The following is a 17,777-nucleotide window of genomic DNA, read 5'->3' as shown; positions in this document are numbered from 1 at the left end:
AGTAAATGGAAAATAATAAATCAAACAACCTATTATTTGGCGCAGGCCGTTTAACAATTGAAGATATTATTAGTGTTGTTAAAGGTGATCGTGCCGTGGCGCTTTCAGGTGATAGTCATTTTGCAGAAAAAATTGATTCTGCAGTGGCCTTTTTAGACAAACTACTTGCTGAAGAAGGCCATATTTATGGTGTAACTACCGGTTATGGTGACTCTTGCACAGTGGAGATCCCATTGTCGTTAGTGCATGAATTACCAATGCATTTAACACGCTTTCATGGTTGTGGGCTAGGTGACTTTTTTACACCTGAGCAGGGTAAATTAATTTTAGCAGCGCGTTTAGCGTCATTATCGCAAGGGTATTCAGGTGTTAGCTGGGATTTACTAAAATTACTGGTTGAAATGATCAACCGAGATATTATACCTGTGATCCCACAAGAAGGTTCTGTAGGCGCAAGCGGCGATTTAACACCACTGTCATATGTTGCAGGCAGCTTAATAGGTGAGCGTGATACTTACTATAAAGATCAAGTTGTTAATTCGTTGGAGGCATTTGCTGCTGAAGGCTTAAAAGCAATTACACTGCGTCCTAAAGAAGGCTTGGCAATCATGAATGGTACGGCTGTTATGACCGCACTTGCATGTCAAGCATATGATCGCAGTGAGTACGCTAGCCGCTTAATGACGCGTATTACTGCCTTATCAAGCATTGCACTTAAAGGTAACAGTAATCATTTTGATGATATCTTATTTAGTGTTAAGCCTCACCCAGGTCAACAAAATGTTGCAAGTCGTATCCAACATGATTTAAACCATGTTGAGCATCCACGTAACTCGCATCGATTACAAGATCGTTACTCAATTCGCTGTGCACCACATGTAATAGGCGTGCTTGAAGATAGCCTGCCGTGGTTACGCAGCATGATCGAAAATGAACTAAATAGCGCCAATGACAATCCTATCATCGATGGTATTGGAGAGCATGTGCTGCATGGCGGTCATTTTTATGGTGGTCACATTGCGATGGCAATGGACTCAATGAAAAATTGCGTAGCAAACTTAGCTGATTTAGCGGATCGTCAAATAGCAACGTTAGTTGATGTGAAAATGAACCACGGTTTACCGTCTAATTTGAGTGCAGCATCTAGCGAACGCCGCTTTATCAACCATGGTTTTAAAGCAATACAAATTGGTTGTTCTGCATGGACTGCTGAAGCACTTAAGTTAACAATGCCTGCGAGTGTATTTTCTCGTTCTACTGAGTGTCACAATCAAGATAAAGTAAGTATGGGGACAATTGCAGCGCGTGATTGCTTACGTATTTTACAACTAACAGAGCAAGTATTAGCCGCAACATTACTGGCTGCCGTACAAGGTGTGCGCATTCGCATTTTAAATAACGAAATAGATGCCGCAGCACTTAATCCAGAGATCACCACAATGATTGATGATGTAGCTAGTTTTTGTGATTTACTAGAAGAAGATCGTCCAACTGATAAGTTACTTCGTCAAACGATTGAGTATATTCAGACGCAACGCTGGGCTTTGTATCCAACAGCTAAAGGTTAATTATGAAAAAATCCTACGCAATAGTCAGTGCTTATCTAGACATGGTTGTGCCGTTTTATGATGTTGATCCTATGCGCATTGTTTGGCACGGAAACTATGTAAAATATATTGAGGATGCACGCTGTGTATTACTCGATAAAATAGGTTACAACTACATTGCGATGGAAGAGTCAGGCTATATGTGGCCGATTGTTGATATGCGGTTAAAGTATGTTGCATCGGCTAAGTTTGGCTCACATATTCGTATCCATGCCGATTTGATGGAATTTGAAACGCGGATCAAAATAGATTACCGCATAGAATGTTTAGATACGAATAAGATACTCAATAAAGCGTATACAATCCAAGTTGCAATTGATATAGAAACCCAAGAGCTGCAATTTGAATCCCCTGCAGCCCTGACTGATAAAGTGCTTACTTATGTTGGGTAAACTTACGCAATGCCTCTTGTTGTGTGCTTTGTTACTGAGCGGACACACACTTGCTAACGACTTTAGTAACTTTGAAGTAAAGCAGGGCAAGGGGCAATTTAGTCAAGCGAAGCATTTTACATTTTTGAAGCGAGCAATTAAATCACAAGGTGAATTTGTTATTTATGAACAACATGTTTATTGGCACACAATAGACCCTGTGAGCAGTGAGATGTTATTATTGCCCAGTGGTATTTATCGCCGTTTAAACACTGAGAAAGCATATCAAACAGTTACTAAAGACAAACAGCTCAATCGTTTGCTTGCAAAATTACTCAGTGGTGAAATTGACGAACATGATTGGAAAATAACAGCGATTGAACAGTGCTATAAGTTAATACCTAAGCTTGATGATGTGGCTCTTTTATTTGCAGTGGTAGAGTTATGTTCGGCGGATGAGAATCATCGACGTATTGTGATCACTGATCAGCAGAAAAATGAAACTCACATTAGCATGCAGATCACAAGCAAGGAGCTTACCGAAGGTGACATGAATGCCGTCAAACTCACCCATTAAATCGATAAGTTCTCGTACAAAGTTAGTACTTTGGCTAATACAGTTACTGCTTCTTATCGCGGGCTTAATCTATTTGTGCTTGTTTAAGTCATTTTCTGTTGTTGCAGATATTAATCAGATTTTTACCGTTGAGCAAAGTGACGATATTCGCGTGGTCAGTGAGCGAATTGAACAACAGCATTTACGTCAGCACGTGTTACTCGTTGCTCATGAGAAGCGTGATAACGCAATTGAATATGCAGAGCAAGCAGCTGCATCACTTCGTACAATTAATGGCATTACTGTCAATCTTAAATTTGGGTCGTTACCTCAGCTCGATGCGATAGTTAAAGACTACCTTCCTTATCAACATGCGTTTGTAAGTAATGCTTATAAAAATGTGCTCAGCAGTGGCAGTGCCGATGATGTCTTCACGTATCAATTTAGTTTACTAAATGAAATGGGATCCCCTTGGGTTGCCTCGACCCTTGAAATTGATCCAAGTTTGAGTTTAGCTGATTTTTTTAATCAACAAAATTTGCCCACGACGGGACTTAAAAATGATCAGGGCTATTTGATTGCCCAACAGACGAACCAAGCTGGCGCTTCTATTTATTATGTACTAGTTAATTTTGTGAGTGCGGGGACGGGCTTAGATCTAAATATTGCAAATGACATAGCGACAAAAATTGCAGAACTAAAGCAGCAAAACAAAGAGCATACAACTGGTGTTCACTATCTTGCGACGGGTGCTGCTTTTTTTACTGCTAATGCCAGTAACAGTGCTCAAACTGAGATGAAGGTGTTTGGCGGCATTTCCATTATTGCAACCTTGCTATTGATTTTAGCAATCTATCGTAGCGCATTGAGTGTTTTGTGTACGCTATTTGTGATTTCAGTCAGTATGTTATACGGCTATAGTGCATTGCGCTTATTTTTCACTGAAGTGAATATATTGACGTTAGTGTTTGCGGTCACTTTAATTGGTATTGCTGCGGATTACAGTTTTCATGCTTTAAGTGAATTACGCTTTAGCAAATTAAATCGCAGCAACCCATTATTAAGTATTCGCAGCTCGTTATTACTTGGTTTTATTACCACGACCGCAGGTTACTTAATTTTAGTTTTTACCCCATTGAGCTTATTTCAACAAATTGCCGTGTTTACTATGGCCGGTTTATTGGGAGCATTACTTACGGTATTACTTGTCTATCCGAGTTTGGCCGGTTTTATAGTAAAAAAACCAACCGCTATCCCAGGCTTTATTACACGGTTAAATCGTTGGCAGAAGATTCTGGTAAAAAAACGTGTAAATGGGCGTTGGCAAATCGCTTTATTAGTCCTGCTACTTGGGGGACTAAGTCTGGTCGAAAACGTGGACGATCCGCGTACGTTTTATCAAAGCTCAGCTGATTTAATATCACAGCAACAGCAAATCACAACAATATTAAATGCGCAGTGGGATAGCCCCTATATTTTAATTGCAGGTGATACACCTGAACAAACACTGCAACGCTCTGAGCAATTGATAGAGCCACTTACTCAGTTACAACAACAAGGAGTGTTGAGTGCTTACGCGAGTATTAGCCAGTGGCTACCTTCGATTGCTACGCAAATACAATCACAGCAATTAGTAAAAAATGCACAGCAGTCAGGCTTATTCGAGCAGCTCAATACGGTGCTTGGGCTAGTCGTTGGTAGTACACCGAGTGATTATAAACAATTGGATTTTACGACATGGCAAAAAAGCCAAGTTGCAGCTTTATTTAATGACCAATGGTTACAAATTAATGGTCGATTTTACAGTATTATTAAGCTCAAAGGCATTAATGACTCTAAAGAAATTGACCGTATATTAAATAACTACAGCGAGGTTGTTTTTGTTGATAAAGTATCAGCCGTAGGTAAGCAAATAGGGCAGTTTAGGCATCATTTAATTCTTATTTACGCATTAGCTCTGATTGCTGCAATGTTGGTTTTTTGGCTACGCTATGGCGTTATTAATGCTATTACAGCGGTAAGCCGACCAGTAATAGCAATGATAATTGCGTTAGCTATGAGTGCCTTGTTTTTTGGTAGTTTAAGTGTGTTTAATTATGTAGCAGGGATACTGATCCTCGCCTTAGGCTTAGATTATTGTGTATTTTATGCGGAGCATGGTCATTGTGAAAAAATCACTTTGACCACGCTAATATCAGCACTGAGTTCACTGCTGGTCTTTGCAATTTTAATCGTTAGTTCAACGCCAGCTGTTAGTCAGTTTGGTTTTACAGTATTTATAGGCGTGGTGGTAGTGTTTACTATTTCTCCGCGTCTTGCTCTTGTTTCGAAAAGGAATATTTAATGACATCGACAGATTTTGATGTAACTATCATAGGTGCTGGCCCATCGGGGACAGTTGCCGCATGTTTATTAATGCAACATGGTTTGAGTGTGTGTTTAATTGAACGAGATGAATTTCCTCGTTTCTCTATTGGTGAAAGCTTATTACCTCAATCGATGGATTATTTACGCCAAGCTAATATGCTTGACGCGTTACTTGATAATGCAGATAAACTTGGCTTTCAATTTAAAAATGGGGCTGCCTTTTATCGCAGTGGTCACCACACTAACTTTAATTTTGAAGAAAAATTTAGTGAAGGCCCAGGCACGACTTATCAAGTTAAGCGAGCTGAATTTGATCATTTGCTCGCAGAAGAAGCAATAAAGCAAGGCGCAACCATTCGTTTTGGGCAAAATGTAACGAACTTTACTGCAGATGATAGTGGGACTTGTCTTGATGTTGTTGATTTAAAAACACAACAGCAGAGCAAAATAACCGCTCGCTTCACTTTAGATGGCAGTGGTTTTGGCCGTGTGCTTCCTCGTTTACTTGATCTAGAAGAGCCAAGCGAACTGTCACCACGAAAAGCAATCTTTACTCATTTTAAAGATAATATTGATTGCCCTAAGTTTGACCGCAATAAAATATTGATCACCGTCCATCCTGAGATCCCTGATATATGGTATTGGTTGATCCCATTTGGTGATAGTACTGTCAGTGTGGGTGTTGTAGGTGAAACAGCGCAAATAGAAAAACCAGATCAAAGCCTTGAGCAAACTTTACTTAACTTCATTCATGAAGACGATAACTTATCAACATTGTTAGCCGATGCTGAAATTATTGCTCAAGTGCGCACTATTGGTGGCTATTCCGCTAACGTAAAGCATTTACATGGTGATAAGTTTGCATTGCTAGGAAATGCTGGCGAGTTTTTGGACCCGGTCTTTTCATCTGGTGTAACAATTGCACTTCGTTCTGCGGTACAAGCAAGTGAATTAGTCGTAAAGCAATTACAAGGCGAAGACGTTGATTGGCAAAATGAATATGAAGTGCCGCTGCGTGAAGGGATCACGGTATTTAAATATTTTGTAAATTCGTGGTATGACACCAGTTTACAGTCTGTGATTTTTTTCGCGGATGGGCAACCTGATGTCAAAGCCATGATTTGCTCAATTTTAGCCGGTTATGCATGGGATAAAACAAACCCATTCGTTAAAAATACTGCACGGGGTTTACGTATTTTAGAACAAATATGTGAGCCAGATAACGCAGCACAAGACACTGCTGTCGTTTAAATGCGAGTGTTAAAAATACAGGTTAATAATCATTTGAAAATAGTACTTATAACCTCAGTAATATGGTTATTAAGTGCGTGTCAAATGGCGTATACACCAGTGCAAAATACGGCGATGTTTGAGCTAATGCCAGTCCCTACGGAACTTAATAATGGCGGGTGGTTAGAGAAATTTGAGTTCTCAGGCGTAGTTGAACAGTCGATGTTGGTATCTACAGAGTTTGTTAAACCAATGATCAGTGTTGCTGCTTTAAGTTTTGAGGGAGTGCCGCTTACACAGTTACAGTTTGATACGCATACTCAGCAATTAACAACGAGCAATACTTTAGAAATTGATCTTGATGGCAAAAAAATTATTTACGATATGCAAAGTGCATTTTGGCCATTAACTTCACTTGAACAATCGATAAATGAGCACTGTAGAGTCGTTGAGCTCACTGTTGATGGTCAAGTAACGCGCCGGTTCTATCGCAATGAAATCTTGGTTCGTGAAATAACGTATACTGGTGCTCTGACTCAGTTAATTGAGTTTGAGCAAAAGTACCGCTTAAAAATAGAAAGATTAGAAGAATATTAATATGCAGCAACCGCTATTTATCAGTCATTACGCCATGATCAATGCCTTAGGGCGAGATAATCAAAGTATCAAGCGTAACTTATTAGCTGGCAATCAGTCAGGAATTGTTAGTAATGATACTTTGTTAAACGAAGGCCCTATTTTTGTTGGGGCCGTGCAAGGTGAGTTACCAACATTGAATGATAGGGCGATCGAGTTTCAAACCCGTAATAACCAATTAGCAGCACTTGCCATCGCGCAACTCGCAGATCCAATTGCAGAGCTTAAACAGCAATATGGCGCCCAGCGTATTGCCGTTATTGTAGGTACGAGTACTTCAGGGATTGCTCAAGGTGAGCAGGCAATGAAAGCTCGTCACGCGCAGGGAGAATTTCCAAGCGAATATCATTATCAGCAGCAGGAAATGGATAACCTGGCACAGTTCATTTGTAGTGAACTGGGATTGCAAGGTATCGCGTTAACCCTTTCAACGGCGTGCTCTTCAAGTGCAAAGGCCTTTGCGACAGCTCAAGAAATGATTGCATCAGGCCTCGCGGATGCCGCTATTGTTGGTGGTGTTGACAGCTTATGCGGTATGACCGTCAACGGTTTTTCTGCTTTAGCATCAACTTCTGCGGGTGTATCTAATCCATCGAGCCGTAACCGCGATGGTATTAATTTAGGTGAAGCTGCGGCGTTGTGCATCGTACAAAAGCAAGGGCGAGTAAAATTATTAGGTGTAGGTGAGTCAAGTGATGCGCATCATATGTCAGCGCCGCACCCACAAGGGGAGGGCGCGGCGGCGGCGATGACCGCTGCACTTAATGCTGCATCTTATCAAGCGGGTGATGTTGATTATGTCAACTTACACGGTACAGCAACACCAAAAAATGATGAAATGGAAGCCATTGCTGTAGCGACAGTGTTTGGTAAAGATACGCCATGCAGTTCTTCAAAAGGAATGATTGGTCATACATTAGGCGCAGCAGGTGCAACTGAAGTTGGGCTATGTTGGCTATTAATAGGTGGTTCTGATTATGCACCTCATATATGGGATGGCCAACAAGATGAGAGTTTACCCGCAATCAACCTTGTTGCAGTAGGAACTCAACACCCAACTAAAATAACCACGTGCTTGTCAAACTCTTTTGCGTTTGGCGGCAATAACGTTAGTGTATTAATCGGATTATAGTTATGACCGTTCACCAAATTGAAGATGTATTACCGCACACCGCACCGATGATTTTAATTGATAGCTTAGATAGCTACGACGAAGAGAGTGGTCGTTGCTCGGTAACGATTACCCCAAACAGTAATTTTTATAATCCACAATCACAAACAGTGCCAAGTCATGTTGGTATTGAATATATGGCGCAATCGATTGCCGCATATGCTAATGCCAATCAAATAGATAGTGGTGCGACAGTCGCGATAGGCTTTTTAGTGAGTAGTCGCAAATATAAAATACATTGTAATGGTTTTAAACTAGGCAGTAAGCTTACAATTGATGTCACAAAACTTTATAGCGAACCCAATGGTTTAAGCGCGTTTGAATGTGTGATTCGAGAAGGCAATAGCATTTTAGTTGATGCCAAAATAAATGTTTTTCAACCTGAAAATCCAGAACAATTTTTAGCGGAGCAACTGTAATGTCACGACGTGTATTAGTCACAGGTTCAAGTAAAGGTATTGGTAAAGCGGTGGCTTTGCAACTGGCCAAAGATGGCTTTGATATTAGCTTACATTGTCGTTCAGGCATAGAGGCAGCGGAGCAAGTAAAAATTGAGATCAGCGCATTAGGTGTTAATGTTGATATTCTGCAATTCGATGTAGCCGATAGAGCGACTGCAAAAGCGGTACTTGATGATTATGTTGAGCAACATGGTGCTTTTTATGGTGTAGTCTGTAATGCAGGCATTACTGCGGATACGGCCTTTCCAGCAATGACTGATGATGAATGGGACAGTGTTATCCACACTAACCTAGATGGTTTTTATAATGTGCTTCATCCACTGGTTATGCCAATGGTCCGTACCCGTAAAGGTGGCCGTATTGTTGCTATGTCATCAGTCTCTGGTGTTGCAGGCAATCGTGGGCAAGTCAATTATAGTGCATCAAAAGCGGGCGTGATTGGTGCATCAAAAGCGTTGGCAGTTGAATTAGCAAAACGTAAAATTACCGTAAATTGTGTCGCGCCTGGTTTAATTGATACGGGTATGACTGATGACCTTCCAATTGCAGAAATGACTAAAATGATCCCAGCGAACCGCATGGGTAGCGCTGATGAAGTTGCAGCAGCTGTTGCATTTTTAATGTCTGATGGAGCAAGTTATATTACTCGTCAGGTACTTCAAGTTAATGGTGGAATGGCGTAATGAAACGTGTAGTAGTAACAGGTATGGCGTCAATCACTGCGCTTGGTGATAACTGGGATGAGTTTAAGGCTGCTTTAGTAAAAGGCGAAAATGCCGTTAAGCAGATGAAAAGCTGGGAATACATAGATGGTTTGAATACTAATCTCGCTGCCCCAGTTGAAAATTTTAGTCGCCCTGCACATTATTCACGTAAAAAAGTACGTTCGATGGGACGAGTATCGTTGATGTCGACCGTTGCGACAGAACGTGCACTTGAACAAGCTAAATTATTAGAACACCCCTCGCTTACTGATGGCTCAACCGGTGTATCGTATGGTTCGTCAATCGGCTCAACTGAACCGCTGGTGTCATTTGGTCGGATGATGGAAACTGGCTCTATGAATGGTGTAACGGCAACCAGTTATATTCAAATGATGGCGCATACGGCTCCTGTAAATGTAGGGGTGTTTTTTGGCCTTAAAGGACGTGTTATTACTACTAGTTCAGCGTGTACCTCTGGCTCACAAGGCATCGGTTATGCCTATGAAGCAATCAAGTTTGGTCGCCAAAAGCTAATGGTTGCTGGTGGTGCTGAGGAACTATGTGTTACTGAAGCTGCTGTATTTGATACACTTTATGCTACCAGCACGCAAAATGACACACCCAAAATGACACCGCGTCCGTTTGATAAAAGCCGTGATGGGTTAGTTATAGGTGAAGGCGCGTCTACGCTTATTTTAGAAGAATATGAACATGCAAAAGCACGTGGTGCGACAATTTTAGCTGAAATAGTTGGCTTTGGTTGTAACTCTGACGGTCAGCATGTCACTCAGCCGACTGCATCTACAATGCAAGTAGCGATTGAAATGGCGTTACAGGATGCTGATTTATCTGCGGATGAAATTGGTTATGTAAGTGCCCATGGAACATCAACTGATCGAGGTGATATTGCAGAATCTCATGCAACTTTTAATGCTTTAGGTACAAAACCAATTAGCTCGCTTAAAAGTTACTTGGGGCATACTTTAGGTGCATGCGGCGCGATTGAAGCGTGGGCAAGTATTAATATGATGAGCGATAATTGGTTTGCCCCAACGATCAATTTAACAGAGATTGACAGTGAATGTGCCCCGCTTGATTACATCACTGAGCAAGGTCGTGAGATACACACTGATTATGTAATGAGTAATAACTTCGCATTTGGTGGGATTAATACATCACTTATTTTTAAGCGTTTTAGAGGTGAATAAAATGCGCTGGCTACTATTATTGTTTACTCTATTTAGTGGTGCTGTTTTATCCGCTTCTAAGCTGGAAATTGGTGGTGGCGTTTTTGCGGCTGATATTCCCCATTATTTAGGCTCAGATCAAAGTGAGCAATATATATTGCCAGTGCCCTATATCCGTTATCAAAGTGATGAGTTAGATTTAGATCGTAATAACCTAACTGGGTATTTATGGCAACATGATAAATTGCATTTAGATATTTCAGCAGGGGTTAGTTTAGCGGTTGATAGTAAAGATAACCAGGCACGAGAAGGGATGGAAGACCTTGATTGGGTCTTTGAACTCGGTCCTTCATTAAATTACTACTTACTAGGGTCACCTAAAGCCGAAGAACAGTTATATGTTGGTTTATTTACTCGCAAAGCAATGGCGACGGATTTTAGTTCACTGACAAATGCAGGGTGGCGGTATGGGCCGAGTGTTTATTTTGAAACCCTTTTGTTAACGGGTGATAATTATGAAATAACCACCACTATCCGAGCGAATGTAAACTTTGCTGATAGTCGTTATTTAAATTATTTCTATGGTATATCAGCGTTAAATAGCCGTATAAATCGCAGTGAATTTACCGTTGGTTCAGGATATTCAGGTACAGATTTATCTTTAGGGGTAAATTTTGATACTAAAAAATATTGGCTCGGTGGATTTGTGAAATATCACCACTTAGCAGATAGTAAACAGCAACGTAGTCCTTTAATTAAACAAGATAGTAATGTATCTGTTGGTTTTGGTGTTGCATGGAAATTTTATACTCAACAAGGAAAATAAAGATGAAAATAGTTTATAGCGCTCTGTTATTAGCGACTACTTTAATAACAACAGCTGTTGAAGCGCGTGATGATATAACTAAATACCCAATTCAACAACTGCTAGAAAGCAGTAAAGCAAAGGATGCTTTATTAGATATTCCATTGTATTTTGCAGATCAAAGCTACAGTAAGGAAAGCAGTAAATACGGTGAAGTGATCAGTAATAAAAAAACCAATGCATTTGGTAAATCTGATACTGAAGCATGCGAATGGGTGATGCTTAGTGCGCTAAAAGCACTACAGCAACGTGCTGTGAAAGAGGGGATGAATGCGGTTGTTAATATTCAGTCGTATTATAAAAAACGTAAATTCATTAGTAGCACTGAATATGAATGCGGCGCGGGCACAATTATGGCCGGTGTGGCATTAAAAGGCACTTTAGTTAAGTTATAACTAACTGCTTACTTCAAATTGCTGTATAATTTGCGACCCTTGATAATGTGGCCGCAGGTTATACAGCATGAATTTTAAATCTTTTAGTTTTGCCCCTGAACTTCTTCAGGCGTTAGATGAACTTAACTATCACACCCTTACGCCCATTCAACGTAATGCTATCCCAGCAGTGCGTAAAGGCAAAGATGTTTTAGCCAGTGCCCAAACAGGCACAGGTAAAACAGCTGCATTTGCTCTACCTATTATTCAAAAGTTATCTGAAGTTGAGCATACGCCAACAAATGCACCGCGTGCATTAGTATTAGCACCTACTCGTGAGCTTGCAGAGCAAATAGCCAATAATTTTAAAGATTTTGCTAAGTATACTGCTCTTAAAACCGTTTGCCTTTTCGGCGGTGTTAACATAGCAGGTCAAGCGAATGGTCTAAAAGAGGGGGTAGATGTCGTTGTTGCTACTCCGGGTCGTTTACTTGATCATATTCGCCTTGGTAACTTGAGCCTTGCTCAGGTTAAGCATTTAGTTCTTGATGAAGCTGACCGTATGCTTGATATGGGCTTTATTGGTGATATGCAAACCGTGATCAATGCCTGTGCTGATGAGCGCCAAATATTATTATTTTCGGCTACATTCCCAGCGGCAATTAAGCAGTTTGCAAGTAAAGTGTTAAAGCAAGCGGAAATTGTGCGCGTTGATCAAACAAACAGCACTGCAGCAACTGTACATCACGTTGTTTACCCAGTAGAAGAGCGCCGTAAGCAAGAATTACTATCTGAACTTGTTGGGAAAAAGAACTGGCAGCAAGTGCTTGTGTTTGTAAATATGAAAGACACAGCTGACGAGTTAGTCAAAGAACTTAATCTTGATGGTATTCCTGCGGCTGTATGTCATGGTGATAAGACGCAAGGTAATCGTCGTCGCGCATTAAGTGATTTTAAAGCGGGTAAAGTTCGCGTGCTCGTAGCAACTGAAGTGGCCGCGCGAGGTATCGACATCGATGGTTTACCGCGTGTGATCAATATTGATTTACCATGGCTTGCAGAAGATTACGTACATCGCATTGGCCGTACTGGCCGTGCTGGTAATCAAGGTGAAGCAATTTCGTTTGTAAGCCGTGAAGAAGAAAATACTTTATTCGAAATTGAAACCCTAATAGGTCAAAAAATTGAGCGTGAATACTTACCAGGTTATAAAGTAAGTAACCGTGAAGTACTGATTGATAAAATTGGTAAAAAACCGTCTCATTTACGTCGTTCGCGCAGTAATAAAGTCTCTGGTCAAGCAACGGGTGAAGCTCGTGCAAAAAACCGTTCGCGTATTTCAGGTGTACGTAAAAGCCTTAAAGGCGAAAAGCTTGCTTTGAAAAAGTAATATTAAAAGTACACAAAGTGATAAAGCCTGAGTTTACTCAGGCTTTTTTGTTACTCTTATACCAATCGACTTAAATATTTAACCATCCTAGCGAGCTAAATAAAGCGCTAACTGCGTTATAATTTTTTCATGTACGACTGGATGCAGGAGGTAGAGCAATGCAGAAGCAATTGCCGAGAACAACACCATGTCAAAATTTATGCCTTGTTATCACTCCATTTACCTGTCGCTATAATTGGTCAGTAACTTAACACGATTGGTATTACTTAAAATATGGGCATAAAAAAGCCCCAACTTGTGGGGCTTACATCAAATTAAGTCAAAAACTTGGTTATGTGTTTTTCTCAATCATTGATAATGCTAAAGCTTCGGCTGCTTTTATCCCATCAATACCTGCGGAAAGAATACCACCTGCGTAGCCCGCACCCTCACCGGCAGGATATAAGCCTAGGGTATTAATGCTTTGCATACTCTTATCGCGTTTGATGCAAATAGGTGATGAAGTGCGTGTTTCAACACCCGTCAATAATCCATCATTAGTTGAAAAACCACGAATTTGCTTGTTAAATGCAGGGATTGCTTCACGGATGGCGTCAATTGCAAAACGTGGTAGCACTTTTGCCAAATCAGTTAGCTTAATGCCTGGAGTATACGAAGGTTTAACATCACCTAATGTACTTGAGTCTTTCCCTTTTAAGAAGTCACCAATTAATTGTGCAGGTGCGTCATAATTACTGCCACCTAACTCGTATGCTTGTTCTTCGAGTTTGCGCTGCAAATCAATGCCAGCTAGTGGATGCCCTGGGAAATCTTCATCGGGGGAAATGCCCACAACGATAGCGCTGTTTGCATTGCGTTCACTACGTGAATATTGGCTCATGCCATTGGTAACAACGCGACCTTCCTCTGATGTTGCAGCAACCACAGTTCCACCCGGGCACATACAAAAGCTGTAAACAGTCCGGCCATTGTCGCAATGATGTACAAGTTTATAATCAGCTGAACCAAGAATTGGATTGCCCGCATTCGTACCAAAACGGCATTCATCAATCATTGATTGCTTATGCTCAATTCTAAAGCCAACAGAAAATGGTTTTGCTTCAACGTAAATACCTTTGTCATGCACCATTTGAAAAGTATCACGGGCACTGTGACCCACAGCAAGCACAACATGGCGAGTATTGAGTTGCTCGCCTGATGAAAGTTTAAGACCGGTAACTTGACCGTCTTCTAGTAAAATATCATCGACACGGGTGCTAAAACGAATTTCACCGCCAAGCGCTTCAATGCTTGCACGCATTTTTTCAATCATGGTAACGAGTTTAAAGGTACCGATATGAGGTTTGCTTACGTACAAAATTTCCTCTGGTGCACCTGCGGTTACAAATTCAGTAATTACTTTTCGACCATAATGCTTTGGATCTTTTACTTGGCTATATAGTTTGCCATCAGAGAATGTACCTGCGCCGCCTTCACCAAATTGTACATTTGACTCCGTATTTAAAGTACGTTTACGCCAAAAACCAAATGTATCTTTTGTGCGTTCGCGTACTTCTTTACCGCGTTCTAATATAATAGGTTTGAAGCCCATTTGTGCCAATATCAAGCCTGCAAATAAACCACAAGGCCCAAAACCAATAACAACAGGACGCTCTTGGATTGTGGAAGGTGCCTTACCTACAAACTTATAGCTGGTATCAGGTGCGACTTTAACGTGTTGATCTTTTGCAAACTTGTCGAGTAGCTGCTCTTCATTATCAACGACAATATCAAGGGTATAAATGAGTAAGATAGCGGTTTTTTTACGTGCGTCGTAACCACGTTTAAAGACGTTAAAACTGTGAAGTTGATCTGCATTAATGGCAAGCTTGGTAATAATGGCTTGTTCAATTGCGTCTTCGCTATGCTCAAGAGGCAGTTTTATTTCTGTTAAACGTATCATATTTAATCTCTATTAGGTGTCTTAGCAGTCACTTTGGCGAACCGCTCACAATGGCGCGTATTTTACGTTAATTTAAGCTGCGATGGCAGTGATTATTTATTGTATTTTTTCAAGCGTTGGGTATGATCCAGCGCTGTTGTTGAGTAAATATAGGCATAGTAAGAATATGGCATTTGTAGTCACTGAAAATTGCATTAAATGTAAATACACGGACTGTGTATCAGTATGCCCTGCAGATGCGTTTTATGAGGGGCCTAACTTTTTAGCAATTAGTCCAATTGATTGTATTGATTGTGGTTTATGTGTACCTGAGTGTCCTGCTGAAGCAATATATCAAGAAGATGAATTACCCGAATCGCAAAAAGATTTTACCGAACTTAATGCTGAACTTGCACTTGTGTGGCCGAGAATAACTGAAGTTAAACCCGCACCAGATGATGCAGACACCTGGAATGGCGTTGCAAACAAACTAAAATTAATCGAAAGTTAATTTAAATACCATTTCACCTCCAATTTATTAATTATTAATAACATTTATTTAATTAAACTATTAACAAATGACCCTGCTTGAATTAAACTTTACGAATTAATTTACTCCTGATGAGTAATCTGATTCTAAACGGATGTTTATGCAGCTTCTAAAATCGATAAATATAAAAGTATTCTTTGTCGTACTGACAGTATGTAGCTTCTTTAGCGTAGCTGAAAAGCAACAATTCAATCTGGCCCATATTGATAAAAGTATCGATATAGACGGCCAACTCAATGAACCCCATTGGCAACAAGCCACATTAGTTGCTCTGAAATATCAAAATGAACCTAATGAAAAAGGTACGCCACCGGTAAAAACTGATGCCTACCTGTATGAAGATGGCAGCTATCTATATGTTGGTTTTATTGCATACGATAATGATCCGAGTCAAATACGTGCAGCATTAAGAGACCGAGATACTTTATGGTCTGACGATAATGTCGCAATAATGATTGATACATTCAATGATGAACGTACAGGCTATGAGTTTTATGTAAATCCGCTGGGTGCTCAAGGGGATATGCGTATGACTGATACAGATGGCTGGAGTGAAGACCCATCTTGGAATGCAATTTGGGATAGCGCCGGTCAAATTACTGAGCAAGGCTATGTGGTGGAAATGCGAATTCCATTTACCGCATTGCGATTTCCTAAAAATAAAGCGGATATGACATGGAGTTTTGCTGCGTGGCGAAATTATCCTCGTGATGTGACATACCAAATGTCGAACGTCGGATTTGACCGTGACACAAAATGCAGCTTTTGCCAATTTGACAAAATTACTGGCTTTAATGCCATGGAGCCTAGTAAAAATATTCAAGTAACACCAACATTTACAGCACTACGTCATGATGTTAAAGACACAGTGCCGGGCGATTGGGAAAATGGTGATATTGATACTGAAGCTGGTTTAGATTTACGCTGGGGGATCACGCAAGATGCGGTGATCAATGCAACAATTAACCCTGATTTCTCACAAGTGGAAGCAGATGAGTTAGAGCTGGATGTAAACACCACCTATTCAATTTATGTTGCTGAAAAGCGCCCCTTCTTTTTAGATGGCGCATCGTATTTTAAGAGTAGTCTATTTGAATTACTTTATACCCGTACTATTGCAGAGCCTGAAATTGGCGCAAAAATAACAGGTAAAACCAATAACCATAGCTATGGTTTTATGTATGCTGATGATGAAAATACCAGTGTGTTATTACCTACAAATCAAGGTTCAGGTTTTGCTAACTTAGGGGGTAAATCAAAAGCCTCAGTAGGGCGTTATCAATATGATATAGGCGAACAAGGTACCATTGGCGTAATGACTACCCATCGTGAATCAGCTGATTATCATAATACGGTATTGTCTCTTGATGGTAGTTACTGGTTTAACCAAACAGATAGTTTAATGTACCAAGTTGCTACCGCAGACACGAAGAATTCGACTTACCTTGTTGATAAATATAATTTAAAGCAAGATCAATCAGATCAAGCCTATAAAATTGAATTTACACGAGAAAAGCGTGATTATGAGTTATATGCAAGTTACGAGCACGTGGGTGAAGATTACCGTACTGATTTAGGTTACCAAGCAAAAGTTGATTACAAAAAAGTAAATCTAGGGGGCGGTCAAACCTGGTATCTCGATGCTGATAACATCATAACAGAATATTCATATGAAGCTGATTGGGATAAATCATGGGCACTTGATGGCCGCTTACTTGAAGAAGAATATGAAGCAGTTGTTGAATTAAATGGACAGTTACAGTCATTTTTACAATTTGGTTTAACCCACCGAAATGAAAATTATTATGATGAGTTTTATAACCAAAACATTGGTTTTGTGTACGGTGGGTTTAATCCAACTAATGACATTCGTTTAACATTATACAGTGAATTTGGCAGTAAAATAGATTATAGCAATGAGCAGCTAGGTGAGTTACTGGCCATTGAACCTGAGTTTACTTGGGATATTAATGACCATTGGCAAGTGCAATTAGAGCATAGCTATAGTCGTTTGAATGCTCAAAATGGCGAGCGAATTTATACTGCTAATCAAACTGATTTACGTATTTACTATAAATTTAATATGCGCTCTATGCTTAAACTGGTTATGCAGTTTGAAGATATTGACCGTAATAAAGAGGCCTATTATTATGCTGTTAATCAGACGAATCGAGAGTTAGGTAATCAGCTAATTTATTCTTACAAGATCAATGCTCAAACACTGTTTTACTTAGGGTATTCTGATAAAGGTTACCAAAATGATTCGCTGAAAAGTTTAGAGCGAAATCAACGTACGTTTTTTACAAAGCTTAGCTATGCATGGCAGCTTTAAAGGAACAGTTACTTTAAGCGTTAACCGTACTTTATTAGAATTTGAAAGCCCTAAT

Annotated in this window: 16 protein-coding genes; 15 read left to right on the top strand and 1 reads right to left on the bottom strand. The window is 40.2% G+C overall.

What is annotated here, in order from left to right; genetic code table 11:
- The first annotated feature begins 5 nt into the window (after positions 1–5).
- From A7967_RS07795 to A7967_RS07735, 13 genes are all read left to right on the top strand, one after another.
- A complete protein-coding gene (locus tag A7967_RS07795; protein WP_054203831.1) occupies positions 6–1,568 on the top strand; it encodes an HAL/PAL/TAL family ammonia-lyase in 1,563 nt (520 codons plus the stop codon).
- 2 nt (positions 1,569–1,570) lie between these two features.
- Positions 1,571–1,999, top strand: a complete 429-nt coding sequence (locus A7967_RS07790) for an acyl-CoA thioesterase (RefSeq protein WP_054454704.1) — start codon at positions 1,571–1,573, stop codon at positions 1,997–1,999.
- Positions 1,989–2,555 carry a LolA-like protein gene (locus tag A7967_RS07785; RefSeq protein WP_064435603.1) on the top strand — a complete coding sequence of 189 codons (567 nt, stop codon included), beginning with the start codon at positions 1,989–1,991 and terminating at the stop codon, positions 2,553–2,555. Before A7967_RS07790 ends, A7967_RS07785 begins: the two co-directional genes overlap by 11 nt.
- Positions 2,533–4,878 carry an MMPL family transporter gene (locus tag A7967_RS07780; protein WP_054203828.1) on the top strand — a complete coding sequence of 782 codons (2,346 nt, stop codon included), beginning with the start codon at positions 2,533–2,535 and terminating at the stop codon, positions 4,876–4,878. The genes A7967_RS07785 and A7967_RS07780 overlap by 23 nt, the downstream gene beginning before the upstream one ends.
- On the top strand, positions 4,878–6,152 hold the full coding sequence (locus tag A7967_RS07775) for an NAD(P)/FAD-dependent oxidoreductase (RefSeq protein ID WP_064435602.1): 1,275 nt from the start codon (positions 4,878–4,880) through the stop codon (positions 6,150–6,152). Before A7967_RS07780 ends, A7967_RS07775 begins: the two co-directional genes overlap by 1 nt.
- Before the next feature lie 84 nt (positions 6,153–6,236).
- Positions 6,237–6,728, top strand: a complete 492-nt coding sequence (locus tag A7967_RS07770; protein WP_054203826.1) for a DUF3261 domain-containing protein — start codon at positions 6,237–6,239, stop codon at positions 6,726–6,728.
- Position 6,729: 1 nt separating this feature from the next.
- Positions 6,730–7,899: a beta-ketoacyl-ACP synthase gene (locus A7967_RS07765; protein WP_064435601.1), complete on the top strand. Its 1,170-nt coding sequence runs from the start codon at positions 6,730–6,732 to the stop codon at positions 7,897–7,899.
- A 2-nt stretch (positions 7,900–7,901) separates the two neighbouring features.
- Positions 7,902–8,357: a hotdog family protein gene (locus A7967_RS07760; RefSeq protein ID WP_064435600.1), complete on the top strand. Its 456-nt coding sequence runs from the start codon at positions 7,902–7,904 to the stop codon at positions 8,355–8,357.
- Positions 8,357–9,082, top strand: a complete 726-nt coding sequence (gene fabG, locus A7967_RS07755; protein WP_064435599.1) for a 3-oxoacyl-ACP reductase FabG — start codon at positions 8,357–8,359, stop codon at positions 9,080–9,082. Before A7967_RS07760 ends, fabG begins: the two co-directional genes overlap by 1 nt.
- Positions 9,082–10,311: a beta-ketoacyl-ACP synthase gene (locus A7967_RS07750; RefSeq protein ID WP_064435598.1), complete on the top strand. Its 1,230-nt coding sequence runs from the start codon at positions 9,082–9,084 to the stop codon at positions 10,309–10,311. The genes fabG and A7967_RS07750 overlap by 1 nt, the downstream gene beginning before the upstream one ends.
- Before the next feature lies 1 nt (position 10,312).
- On the top strand, positions 10,313–11,116 hold the full coding sequence (locus A7967_RS07745) for a MipA/OmpV family protein (RefSeq protein WP_212760594.1): 804 nt from the start codon (positions 10,313–10,315) through the stop codon (positions 11,114–11,116).
- 2 nt (positions 11,117–11,118) lie between these two features.
- The gene (locus tag A7967_RS07740) at positions 11,119–11,550 is read left to right on the top strand and encodes a hypothetical protein (protein WP_054454694.1); all 432 of its coding nucleotides are present in this window, start codon (positions 11,119–11,121) and stop codon (positions 11,548–11,550) included.
- A 67-nt stretch (positions 11,551–11,617) separates the two neighbouring features.
- Positions 11,618–12,919, top strand: a complete 1,302-nt coding sequence (locus A7967_RS07735) for a DEAD/DEAH box helicase (RefSeq protein ID WP_054454692.1) — start codon at positions 11,618–11,620, stop codon at positions 12,917–12,919.
- 331 nt (positions 12,920–13,250) lie between these two features.
- Here the strand turns inward: A7967_RS07735 and A7967_RS07730 are convergent, their stop codons facing one another.
- Positions 13,251–14,861 carry an NAD(P)/FAD-dependent oxidoreductase gene (locus A7967_RS07730; RefSeq protein WP_054203818.1) on the bottom strand — a complete coding sequence of 537 codons (1,611 nt, stop codon included), beginning with the start codon at positions 14,859–14,861 and terminating at the stop codon, positions 13,251–13,253.
- A gap of 166 nt (positions 14,862–15,027) precedes the next feature.
- Between A7967_RS07730 and fdxA the strand changes: the two genes are divergently transcribed.
- Both fdxA and A7967_RS07720 read left to right on the top strand, forming a co-directional pair.
- A complete protein-coding gene (gene fdxA / locus A7967_RS07725) occupies positions 15,028–15,351 on the top strand; it encodes a ferredoxin FdxA (protein ID WP_054203897.1) in 324 nt (107 codons plus the stop codon).
- Between the two features lie 133 nt (positions 15,352–15,484).
- Positions 15,485–17,722, top strand: a complete 2,238-nt coding sequence (locus tag A7967_RS07720) for a carbohydrate binding family 9 domain-containing protein (RefSeq protein WP_099458977.1) — start codon at positions 15,485–15,487, stop codon at positions 17,720–17,722.
- Positions 17,723–17,777: the final 55 nt, after the last annotated feature.

It is taken from the genome of Pseudoalteromonas neustonica (assembly GCF_001653135.1).
GTDB lineage: Bacteria > Pseudomonadota > Gammaproteobacteria > Enterobacterales > Alteromonadaceae > Pseudoalteromonas > Pseudoalteromonas neustonica.
The sequence above is the reverse complement of the archived record's forward strand: the minus strand, read 5'-3'. Positions and strand labels throughout refer to the sequence as shown.

Coding starts and splice junctions, on each gene's coding strand:
- A7967_RS07795 (WP_054203831.1), top strand. CDS start 6: ATGGAAAATAATAAATCAAACAACCTATTATTTGGCGCAGGCCGTTTA.
- A7967_RS07790 (WP_054454704.1), top strand. CDS start 1,571: ATGAAAAAATCCTACGCAATAGTCAGTGCTTATCTAGACATGGTTGTG.
- A7967_RS07785 (WP_064435603.1), top strand. CDS start 1,989: ATGTTGGGTAAACTTACGCAATGCCTCTTGTTGTGTGCTTTGTTACTG.
- A7967_RS07780 (WP_054203828.1), top strand. CDS start 2,533: ATGCCGTCAAACTCACCCATTAAATCGATAAGTTCTCGTACAAAGTTA.
- A7967_RS07775 (WP_064435602.1), top strand. CDS start 4,878: ATGACATCGACAGATTTTGATGTAACTATCATAGGTGCTGGCCCATCG.
- A7967_RS07770 (WP_054203826.1), top strand. CDS start 6,237: ATGGCGTATACACCAGTGCAAAATACGGCGATGTTTGAGCTAATGCCA.
- A7967_RS07765 (WP_064435601.1), top strand. CDS start 6,730: ATGCAGCAACCGCTATTTATCAGTCATTACGCCATGATCAATGCCTTA.
- A7967_RS07760 (WP_064435600.1), top strand. CDS start 7,902: ATGACCGTTCACCAAATTGAAGATGTATTACCGCACACCGCACCGATG.
- fabG (WP_064435599.1), top strand. CDS start 8,357: ATGTCACGACGTGTATTAGTCACAGGTTCAAGTAAAGGTATTGGTAAA.
- A7967_RS07750 (WP_064435598.1), top strand. CDS start 9,082: ATGAAACGTGTAGTAGTAACAGGTATGGCGTCAATCACTGCGCTTGGT.
- A7967_RS07745 (WP_212760594.1), top strand. CDS start 10,313: ATGCGCTGGCTACTATTATTGTTTACTCTATTTAGTGGTGCTGTTTTA.
- A7967_RS07740 (WP_054454694.1), top strand. CDS start 11,119: ATGAAAATAGTTTATAGCGCTCTGTTATTAGCGACTACTTTAATAACA.
- A7967_RS07735 (WP_054454692.1), top strand. CDS start 11,618: ATGAATTTTAAATCTTTTAGTTTTGCCCCTGAACTTCTTCAGGCGTTA.
- A7967_RS07730 (WP_054203818.1), bottom strand. CDS start 14,861: ATGATACGTTTAACAGAAATAAAACTGCCTCTTGAGCATAGCGAAGAC.
- fdxA (WP_054203897.1), top strand. CDS start 15,028: ATGGCATTTGTAGTCACTGAAAATTGCATTAAATGTAAATACACGGAC.
- A7967_RS07720 (WP_099458977.1), top strand. CDS start 15,485: ATGTTTATGCAGCTTCTAAAATCGATAAATATAAAAGTATTCTTTGTC.